The sequence below is a fragment of the uncultured Methanobrevibacter sp. genome, from assembly GCF_946184425.1.
In the GTDB taxonomy this organism is placed as follows: Archaea; Methanobacteriota; Methanobacteria; order Methanobacteriales; family Methanobacteriaceae; genus Methanocatella.
Genome location: NZ_CAMHFP010000005.1, coordinates 67032 through 77258 on the forward strand (window position 1 = coordinate 67032; position 10227 = coordinate 77258).

At 31.6% G+C, this 10227-nt stretch carries 12 protein-coding genes and 1 pseudogene; 5 read left to right on the forward strand and 8 right to left on the reverse strand.

Annotated elements, in window-relative coordinates; all coding sequences use genetic code 11:
• Window positions 1-56: 56 nt before the first annotated feature.
• From Q0P94_RS01835 to Q0P94_RS01850, 4 genes are all read right to left on the reverse strand, one after another.
• Window positions 57-725, reverse strand: a complete 669-nt coding sequence (locus tag Q0P94_RS01835; RefSeq protein WP_295113150.1) for a Mov34/MPN/PAD-1 family protein — start codon at window positions 723-725, stop codon at window positions 57-59.
• Window positions 726-733: 8 nt separating this feature from the next.
• A complete protein-coding gene (locus Q0P94_RS01840; RefSeq protein WP_295113152.1) occupies window positions 734-1447 on the reverse strand; it encodes a tRNA(His) guanylyltransferase Thg1 family protein in 714 nt (237 codons plus the stop codon).
• Complete coding sequence (locus tag Q0P94_RS01845; RefSeq protein WP_295113154.1) at window positions 1447-2211, reverse strand: aspartate dehydrogenase; 765 nt, start codon at window positions 2209-2211, stop codon at window positions 1447-1449. The genes Q0P94_RS01840 and Q0P94_RS01845 overlap by 1 nt, the downstream gene beginning before the upstream one ends.
• A 66-nt stretch (window positions 2212-2277) precedes the next feature.
• Entirely contained in the window at window positions 2278-2679 is a 402-nt protein-coding gene (locus Q0P94_RS01850; protein ID WP_295113157.1) for a PRC-barrel domain-containing protein, read from the reverse strand.
• A gap of 159 nt (window positions 2680-2838) precedes the next feature.
• Between Q0P94_RS01850 and Q0P94_RS01855 the strand changes: the two genes are divergently transcribed.
• The gene (locus Q0P94_RS01855) at window positions 2839-3561 is read left to right on the forward strand and encodes a tRNA-binding protein (protein WP_295113160.1); all 723 of its coding nucleotides are present in this window, start codon (window positions 2839-2841) and stop codon (window positions 3559-3561) included.
• 86 nt (window positions 3562-3647) lie between these two features.
• On the opposite strand, the gene Q0P94_RS01860 is transcribed toward Q0P94_RS01855, so the two are convergent.
• Window positions 3648-5060, reverse strand: coding sequence for a lactaldehyde dehydrogenase (locus Q0P94_RS01860; protein ID WP_295113162.1), 1413 nt, complete (start codon window positions 5058-5060; stop codon window positions 3648-3650).
• Between the two features lie 326 nt (window positions 5061-5386).
• Between Q0P94_RS01860 and Q0P94_RS01865 the strand changes: the two genes are divergently transcribed.
• Genes Q0P94_RS01865 through Q0P94_RS01875 form a run of 3 tightly spaced genes read left to right on the forward strand, consistent with a single transcriptional unit; the run spans window position 5387 to window position 8296 of the window.
• Entirely contained in the window at window positions 5387-5767 is a 381-nt protein-coding gene (locus tag Q0P94_RS01865; protein WP_295113165.1) for an ATP-binding protein, read from the forward strand.
• Complete coding sequence (locus Q0P94_RS01870; protein ID WP_295113168.1) at window positions 5764-7665, forward strand: PP2C family protein-serine/threonine phosphatase; 1902 nt, start codon at window positions 5764-5766, stop codon at window positions 7663-7665. Before Q0P94_RS01865 ends, Q0P94_RS01870 begins: the two co-directional genes overlap by 4 nt.
• Window positions 7658-8296 (forward strand): 4'-phosphopantetheinyl transferase superfamily protein, encoded by a 639-nt coding sequence (locus tag Q0P94_RS01875; protein WP_295113170.1) that lies wholly within the window; start codon window positions 7658-7660, stop codon window positions 8294-8296. The genes Q0P94_RS01870 and Q0P94_RS01875 overlap by 8 nt, the downstream gene beginning before the upstream one ends.
• 16 nt (window positions 8297-8312) lie before the next feature.
• Here the strand turns inward: Q0P94_RS01875 and Q0P94_RS01880 are convergent, their stop codons facing one another.
• Window positions 8313-8501 carry a class III signal peptide-containing protein gene (locus Q0P94_RS01880; RefSeq protein WP_295113172.1) on the reverse strand — a complete coding sequence of 63 codons (189 nt, stop codon included), beginning with the start codon at window positions 8499-8501 and terminating at the stop codon, window positions 8313-8315.
• Entirely contained in the window at window positions 8498-9424 is a 927-nt protein-coding gene (locus tag Q0P94_RS01885) for a type II secretion system F family protein (protein ID WP_295113175.1), read from the reverse strand. Before Q0P94_RS01885 ends, Q0P94_RS01880 begins: the two co-directional genes overlap by 4 nt.
• Window positions 9425-9673: 249 nt before the next feature.
• On the opposite strand from Q0P94_RS01885, the gene Q0P94_RS01890 reads away from it, so the two are divergent.
• On the forward strand, window positions 9674-9811 hold the full coding sequence (locus Q0P94_RS01890) for a hypothetical protein (protein WP_295113178.1): 138 nt from the start codon (window positions 9674-9676) through the stop codon (window positions 9809-9811).
• 93 nt (window positions 9812-9904) lie between these two features.
• Here Q0P94_RS01890 and Q0P94_RS01895 read toward each other — a convergent pair.
• Window positions 9905-10227, reverse strand: a pseudogene (locus Q0P94_RS01895) (DUF447 domain-containing protein); the annotation flags it as partial.

The window sequence follows — 10227 nt, forward strand, 5'->3', positions numbered from 1 at the left end:
TTTTTTATTTTTTTACTTTTTTCAACCAAATACCAAAATTTTAAAAAAAAATAAGATTAATCTTTAAAATCACGATAAATTCTTTTTACACTGCCGTCAGGATTAATTTCAATTTTTATAACATTCGGAGCATTATTTAACTGACTATCTTCATACTCCTTATAGTGGTCAACAAAGGTATCGTCAGTAGTGAAAAACTCATCGTCATCCTCATCAAAAAAGCCAGGTTTAAATTCATCACTATCTTTTAATATATCATCTTCATCAAAGAATTCATCAGAATTATCCTCAATCAAATGACTATAATCACCTATAATGTAATCCTGATAATTTCCATATCTGTCATAAGCCTTGAATGTTGCAAGAGAATATGGAAGACAGACAATCATGTGAAAATAGCCATTTTTTGAAAATGTTGCCAAATCAGCATCAGAAGGTCTTGCACTAGGGCCCGGATGAGAGTGAACTGAACCCCAATATTTAGTATTCATAGGAATCATTTCTGTATGCACCACCGCACCGGTTTCACAGGTTTCACCTGGAACGAAAATAAGACCGGTGATGAAAAGTGTCTTATTAGTTATATTACCATCAAAAAATGCTAAAAATTCATTTGGATAAGCTTTCTTAGCATAGTAAATTACAGAATCAAGAACTTCCCTATCCACTCTAACTTCATCAAATTCCTCATCTTCATTTCCAAAAATTTTTGAAAGAAAGCCCATTTTATCACCTAAATTATTTTTTCAAAAAACTCTTCGTTAAACTTCGGAACTTCCCAATCCACATAATTGTAAGTACGATAGGAAATCTGTTCTTTATTTTTCTTTTTATTGAAACCAACTACTTTTTTATTTTTCCGATATACTGCAATCCCTCTTTTTTTATAAGTTTCAACATCATTTAAATTTATACCATTTTGATACAATAATTCATGAATATCACTTGAATTCAGGCCACTTATTCTATCATTAGCTTCTTTATTTGAATATTTAGATTTCAGAAAATAGATTCCATATGATGCAATGCAATTCTTCCATGATTCATCCTGCCTCCATTTGAAATATTTTAAAATATCCTTATCACTAACAGGAATAATTCTTGAATCAAATGAAGGGGGCTTTTTAAAATCGGTGCCATAATGCATTACAAAAGAAGCGGCAGTAAAACTAGGAATCACAGAATTAATTTTTTCAACACGACCTTCAAAGGGAATTTTATCTAAAAGTAAGCTTATTTCATCTGAAAAGGTATAAACAAAAGTTGGAGAAAATTCTTTAAACAAATCTTTACAAACATTTGCCATTACCTCATAGAAATTTTCATCATATGGTTTGATTAAATTCAAATCCTCAGCCAATTTATGAAAACTTCTGCCATCCAATCTAACAATGATTTTAGAATTTTTTGGGACTTTCAAAGATGAATAAACTTCATACTCCTTCATTACATTCCCACACTAATTGTTTCATTAAAACTTTTAAGCAATCTTATAGCTGAAAGTGCTGCAAGCATACTGGTTTTTGGGTTAGCAGCACAAGGATAATTCATAGTGGTTGTTTTGAATTCTCCAAAATCGCCTTTTGCGGTTATTTCATGAACATTCCTATCTACATTCGGATCAACAATAATTTTCACATCAATGTCCCTTTGACAGGCAATGCTGATTGTTGCAGCCACATTAATATTAAGAGGAAATACCTTAACCGCTTCAGAAGCTTTTCCTTCAAATAAAACTTCTTCAGTATCAATATTTTTTCCTAAAGATTTTGGTGACTTACGAGTAACCAGATTTACTTCTTTTAAACCAAATTTAGCTACAGCTTTAATACCGTCCAAACCCACAATAGCTCCGGAAGGAAGATGAATATTAGCACCATTTTGTTTGGCCAATTTTTCAATATCTCTGTAAAATTCCATATCCATAAATGCTCCGATACTCATTATTATCATATCTCGACCTTTAGCTAAAACTTTTGGAGCAAAATGTTTAACGGAATCTGGTGAAGCACATTCAAGAACTAAATCAACATTATTCACCATTTCATCAAAATCAAGAACTGCAACACCCCCAGCTAAAGAAGCTAAGTTTTCAGCCCTTTCAATATCTTTATCAAAGAAGTATGCAATTTCAATTTCATTATCTTCAGGAACTATGCTGGTTGTAATAATGTTAGCAATAGCTCCACAGCCTATAATACCTACTTTCATAAAAATCACATTAAAATATTAAATTTCAAATAAAAACAATGAAAAAAAGAACTAAAGAAAGATTAATTATAATCTTTCAGCATCAAATTGGACTTGAGTTTCGTTTTGTGGTTGAGTTTCAGGTTTTGGAACTACAGTTTCAGGGATTTGTGGTTCATGATTGACTTTTTTAATATCTCTCGGATTAATTAACATAATATCTCCGATAGCTTGAACCTTATCGAAATCTACAGTCAATACATCATTTTGAAAAGATCTCATATCATTTTCTTCAGGCACTTCCCCACGAATAGTTCCCAAAAAGGAATTCATAAAACCTGCCGGTTTCCTTTCTTGTTCAATAGCTCTAACTTGTAATTTTGAAATAGTTCCTAATCTGATATTGAGAACAACATCTTCGACACGACCTACATAATGTCCGGTATTTGTATAAATATCTAAACTACGTAATTTTGAAACTTCTACCATGTTTACACCACAAGTAATAATAATTAAATAAATATGTATAAATTTATTTTATTGTTAATATAAATAGTTTATGTTTTAAATGTTTTAAATAGGGTTTTTACAAAAAATTTATTAAATTATAAAATTAAAATATAATTTAGAATAGAAAGAGGACTTCAAATGTGGGATACAACTAAAGATTATAGAATTTTAGTGGCAAGCAAAGCGAGAGAAAATTATCTAAATCTCATTCCAACCGCATCATTCAGAGGAAGTTGGAACAAAAAACAAGCTATTGATTTAGGAAAACAAATGAACAGTGACTTTCAATCATTAACTTATTCTTATTTGGAAGGCGATGAACTAGTAAACTCACCCGATGTTGCAGCCCTAAAAGATAAAGCATTAAAGATTATTGAATATTTGGGAGGAGATGACTGGAACAAAAAGTTCTTAAGTAATACTCCTAAAGAAGACAAAGAAAAAACTCAGGAAAATATTGCAAAAGTTAGATTTTTCCTCGATACCATAATCGGTTTGAAAGACCGTTTGGCACTTGGTCCAATTAACGATCCAATAATGGGCATTGACATCAAAGTAGGAGAAGTGATGAGTGTTACTAAACATCCTAAAAATGACAAGCTCATGCTGTGTAATGTAAACTTGGGAAAACGTGCAATTACTGTAGTCACCAACGATTTAAATGTAAAAGATGACAATAAAGTTGGAGTATCCCTGCTCCCTCCACAATCATTTAGTGATATCGTAAGTGAAGGAATGTTTCTTGGAATGAACGGAAGTATCCTTAAGGATGTCGAAGGTGAACTTGGTCAGATGCCAAAAGGAATTCCTATGGAATCCCTTAATGAAACACGTAACCTTGTTGAAAATTATTTAAAATAAGTTTAATTACTTATTTTCTTTTTTTCATTTTTAAAATTTATCATAAAGTCAAACAAAAGTTTGTAAGATAGAAACTGTGAATTAATCTATCTTAAATTTAAACCAATTAATTTTGTTTTAGTCATCTCTTCAACTGCATATTTTATTCCTTCTTTTCCAACACCACTATTTTTAAATCCACCGAATGGCATATTATCTGTCCTGAATGTGGATTGCTTGTTGATGAATACTGTTCCGGCTTCAATTTCATTTGCACATTTCATTGCAGAATAATAATCGTTAGTGTATACTCCTGCCTGAAGACCATATTCAGTATTGTTTGCCGCTTCAATAGCTTCCCCAACACCCTTGACACGAATAATAGGAGCCACAGGACCAAATGTTTCATTTACAACCAAATCCATATCCTGTGAGACATTGTCAATTACTGTTGCCTGATAGAATGCACCATCACGATTTCCACCTGTTAAAATTTTTGCTCCCTCTTCAACAGCATTATTCACAGTATTCTCAACTTGAATTGCAGCCTTTTCATTGATTAATGTTCCTAAAGTTGTAGTACTGTCCAATGGATTTCCCATGACCAATTTTTCAGTTTCCAAAACTAACTTTTCACCAAATTCATCCGCAATTTCTTCATCAACAATTATCCTTTTTACACCCATGCATACCTGACCCGCATTTAAGAATGCACCGTTAATAACACCCCTGACAGCATTATCAATATCCGCATCCGCCAATACAACTAGAGGGTCATTTCCGCCAAGTTCCAAAGTCACTTTTTTCATTCCCGCCTTTTGTGAAATCATTAATCCTGTTGTTACACTTCCAGTGAATGAAATTTTATTAACATCCGGAGAAGTAACTAAATAATCTCCAACTTCCGAACCGTACCCTGTTACTGTATTTACAACACCATCCGGAAACTCTTCATTCAACAGTTCACAGAATTTCATAACAGTAAGTGGAGCTTCAGTAGGAGGTTTTACAATTACAGTATTCTTGCATGCGATAGCTGGAGCAATTTTATGAATTGTCAAATTTAAAGGGTAATTGAACGGAGTTATAGCTGCAACCACACCCAATGGAACTTTCTGCGTAAATGCGAAAAATCCTTTGCCGTTAAGACCCGCATCCAACGGAACAGTTTCCCCATAAATTCTTTTTGCCTCTTCAGCTGCAAGTTTTAATGTTTCAATAGACCTATCCAATTCCACCAAAGATTCAGCAATCGGTTTTCCGACTTCCAAGGAAAGCAAATGAGCAAAATCTTCACGATCTTGTTTCAGTTTTTCACAAACATCAAACAATTTATTTGAAACTTTAAAAGCAGACATTTCCTGTAAACTGTCTTTAGCCCCATTTGCTTCAGAAATTGCCAAATCAGCAGTTTGTCTGTGAGCAATCGGAACAGTATCAATTATATCACCATTATAAGGATTAGTTACATCAACTAAATCATCACCCGAAATGTGTTTTCCGCCTATTAACATATCCATATTATCACCCTGTATAAATATTTGAAAAAAACATTAAATAATGATTTGCAAAAAAGAGAAAAAATATGAAAAATCAGCCCCTTCAACATTGAGCTATACATTACATCCACTAAAATTGAACTATTTAATCATTGAGAAGTTAACATTGTTCAAAATTTCCTCAAATAAAATACTATTTAAATAAAAACATTAACAGAAAAAATTCAATCACAGAAATAATACATTCTTAAAAATTTCAAAAAAATTACATAAAGTTAATAATATCTATGAAATATATAATTAAATATAGAAATTGTTAAAATAAATAAAATTTATTGAAAGATAAAATGAAATCCATAACCCTAAATTTAGACATTGAAGAATTGTATAAATTAAACAAATTCATTGAAGACACCATACATAAAAATGATTTTCAAGTTGAATTGATTCTTGAAGAGATATTTGTAAATATCGTTAAATATTCTGAAAGTGATTTTTTAAAAGTCAATGCAGAATATGATGACTCTTTATTAACTATGGAATTCATAGACAATGGAATTGAATTCAATCCTCTTTTAAAAGAAAATCCTAACCTTCCAAGCAATATTGATGATGCTAAAGTTGGAGGTCTTGGAATCTTTTTAACAAAACAGATGGCGGACAATTTGGAATATGAATATGCAAATGGCGAAAATCACTTAAAAATTACCAAAAAAGTGGAACAATGAAAAACAAACTAAAAAAATTTATAATCCCATTAAGCCTAATGATAATTTTAAATTTAAGTGCTTATTATCATATTGGTGGTGGAGAAAACTTTGGTGCCGGTTTGAATGCGTATACCGGTTTGCATTTCGTTTGTGGATTGTTGCTTGGTCCGTACGGTGCTTTAGGTGCAACAATAGGGAATATGATTTGCGACTATATAAGAGGATACAGCCCAAACGTCATTATTCTTTCATCAATTATGACATTTGGAATTTCATATTTAGCTTATGTATTATGGTATGAACCATTTAGGAAAAAAACAAAGATTATTAAGCCAAGATTAACAAATACTCATTACTTAATAAGATTTTTATCAATATTGTTATTTACAGGAATGTTATATGCACTTTTTATGAAGATAACGTTCCAACTTAGTTATCCAAGATTACATGACAACATATATATTTTCCACAGATACTTCTTAAATTACATTAACTTCGGATACCTATTCGGAGTAGCTGGAATATGGATTTCAAGAAAATATAATTTTATTCACACCCCTAAATTATCCGAAAAACAAATGAACAAGAAATTATATATTTCAATAAGTGTTTTACTAGCTATTGCAATGCTAATTGTAATAATTATAGACATTAACTATAAAATAAGTGATTTTCAAATTTTGCTGAGTGAAACCGTCTTGTTATTAATGTTATTGTATAGTTATTTGACAAAACCAATGCATACCAAGATAACACCCGTCAAATTTACTTCAATTCTTGAAAAAATAATGGATGCTTTTCTGGGCATAAGCATAGTTTTTATAATTTTAGCAATAGTTGTGTCAGCCAATACACTCTGGGGATATGCACTTGCATCATATCTTCCAATTCCAAATTCAGATGCATTTGTAGTAATATTGCTATTTGCTGACGTGATTTCATTAAGTTTTATCATACCAACATTCATTGTTTTAAAATATGTTGAAAGCAATGTTATAAAACCGATTAAATCATTTTCGAAAATTAAAAATTTCATCAAAGAAGGTGAAAAAATAGAATCTGAAGGATTAATCGAAATTTATTCAGACTATATAAACGTGGAAAATGAAATTGGAACATTGGCGCGAACATATACTGAATTAAGCCAGCACAACAATAAATATATTGAAAATATACATAAAATTGAAAGTGAAAAGGAAAGAATTAAAGCAGAACTGGAAATTGCCGAAAAGATTCAGAAATCAAACTTGCCCAAAAATATAATTGACAAGGATGAAGTAACCGTTTTTGGATATTCAAAACCCGCCAAAGAAGTTGGAGGGGACTTTTATGACTATTATGAAATTGATGATGAACATCTTGCAATTGTAATTGGAGATGCATCAGGCAAAGGAGTACCTGCTGCATTGCTTTCTACAATTACCCAGGCATTGATAAAACAAATTCTAAAAACAGAAAAAGACCCTTCAAAAACATTGTATATGATTAATAATCACATATGCGAGAATAACACAGAAGCAATGTTCATAACATTATGGCTAGGAATTTATAACAAGAAAAACCAAAAACTAATATTTTCAAATGCAGGGCACAATCCACCGATTATTTACCAGGAAAACAAATTCAAATTTTTAGATACTGATGAAGGAATTGTATTGGGAATTTTGGAAAATTATGAATTCAAGAAAGAGAAAACCAGCATTACAAAAGGGTTGCTATTATACACCGATGGAATAACTGATGCAAATAATCCTAATGATGAATTATATGGTGAAGACCGTTTAATAGAATTTTTAAATCACTCTAATTTAGACAACAAAATCATAAAAAAATTATTGAATGACATTGATAACTTCAGTCAGAATGAAGATCAATTTGACGACATGACTTTATTAGTTTTAGAGACACATGATTAAATTAGCTTATTGCAACGTGGAAAACCTGGATTTGAAAAAAGGTTATGTTATGGTTTCAAATTCCAGAAAAAGTAAAATAGACAAATACATATTTGACAGAGATAAGAAACTCAGTTGCGGAGTTTATCTCCTGCTTTTCCGACTATTAAAACAGGAAGGTATAACAGATCCGATAATCAAAACTGAAAAATTTGGTAAAGCATACATATCCAACTATGAAAATATCCATTTCAATGTAAGTCATTCAAAAAACATGATTTGCTGTGCAATTTCCGATAAACCTGTAGGTACAGACATTGAATATAATGACCCTACAATTGATTTGGACATAGCAAAACATTACTTCTTCAATAGCGAGTATGAAACAATCATGAACTCATCAAACCCAGCAGACGAATTTTTCAATTATTGGGTTTTAAAGGAAAGCTACATGAAGTATACTGGCTTAGGATTCCGATTAGACCTAAATAGTTTTGAAATCATGATGAATAATGAAATAACGCTAAAAAATGATAAAAAAAATATTAAATTTGATTTATTTGATACTGATGAGTACAAACTTGGAATTGCAAGTCACTACAATGTCAAGCACGCAGAAAATTTCCACGTTAATGAAATATATCAATTCTAAAATCTATACCTTTAAATTACTTATTAAAATATTGACCTAAATCCCTTAATTCTCCATTGAATTCATTTACTTCCTTTGAATCAATCTGACCACCCAGACCAGACAGATAATTCTTATACATATATACCGCAAGCAAAACCACAACCATTATACCTCCAAAAAGCAAAATGAATTCCGCAGAGGTTTGCCCACTGTCATCCATCAAAATCCCCCCATAAATAAATTCCCGCCAAATGTCGTTATCAAATAAAAAATACCAAAAGACACTGCAACCAGCGGAAGTGAAAATTTGATTCCTTTTTTAAACTCGCCATACATTATCAGACCAATTATGAAACCCACCAAAACGGAATGAATTATCAGATATATTTCACCGGCCAGAGGAGCAGTTAAAATGATTTCGGATTCCATACCATAGTTCTGCATAAATTCAGAATAAACGCCAACCATGCCTATTGCAAAAGGAGTCGCAACAATCGCTGAAATCAAAAGAAACATGACAGACATCATGACTGTTGATTTTCTCTCGCGTTTTAGTGCAAGCAAATCCCTCAAATCATCTGAAACTTCAAAAAGTACATTTGAAATACTGGACCCACTTTTACGACCATCCAGAATAATATCAAAAATCCTCTCAAGTTCTTTTGACTTCAAACGTTTGGACATTGCTCTCCAAGCATCATCAAAACTACGACCCATCCTAATTTCAACAATAGCCCTACGCATTTCATCGTAAAGTGGGCCTTCACCATACTGCGACATATCTCCCATTGCATTTTCAAAGCTGAGCCCTACTTGAAGCATGCTTGACAACTGCCTTAAAAAGTCAGGAGCAGTTTTCTCAATCTCCTGTGCTCTTCTCTCCTGCTGAACAATAACATAAGTGAAAATGACCGGAATAACAAAAAAAGGCAAAATCACTACTGAAACGGGTAGGGCAAAAAATGCAATTAATATTAATAGAACAGTCTGCGAAAGAATGATGAAAATTATAAGTATCGCCAAAACTTTACTTGCATCTGTAAAAATAGCACCACTTAGCAAAAATTCCTGAAATTTAGACAAATACTTTTCAGAAATAATATTATCCAAAAATATTGCTAAATCATTGATTAATTTTAATTTCATGAAATGATATTAGAATTTAAACCATATAAAGTATTGGTTTTATTTAAAAACAATTTTACGAAGTGGAAACATGAATTAAATGAATTTGAAAAAAAATTATTAAAAAGACCATATTAATGCATCATCAAACATTGAATTATTTTTTTATCCTTTAAATGACATTTACTGGAAAAGCATATCTTGGACAAAATACATAGACAGTACCAACTGACCTCATTTTAAAAAAAGGATGAATTTTGGGAAAATATCATGGATGAAAAAGAATGCTATAACTGCAAACATGTGGAATTTGATATTGGCCTTTGCACCCAATATTACTGCAGATTCCATGAAAAATTAGTTAAAATGGATGATGAGTGTGATGACTGGAGCAAATCATCTAATTAAACCTATTCTACGAAATAATAACCATTTCTAAAAATTATTTTGATTCAAGCACCAGCCCATGTGCTCAGCTAAACTTAAATGTAAACTCATAACCTATTCAACATCAAAACCCTTTTCCACCATGCTGTTTTTAAGAATCTCCATGGCTTTTATCGTATCAGGCCCTGAAACCCGCTTAATCATTCGGTTGTTTTCATTAAACCTTCCGACAAAATAATCCTGCTGCTCATTACTGACAAGGTCAAGTCGAGTATAGTTTGTAAGACATTCTAGAAGCGCAAAAACTCCCCGGTTTAAAGCCTTTGCACATGGATTGTTTTTGACTATCTCCACAACATCACTGCTTATGATATAAGCCTCACCATTTGATGTTACATGGTCTTTAATCGGATCCATTTTTCTAATGTCTGTGACAT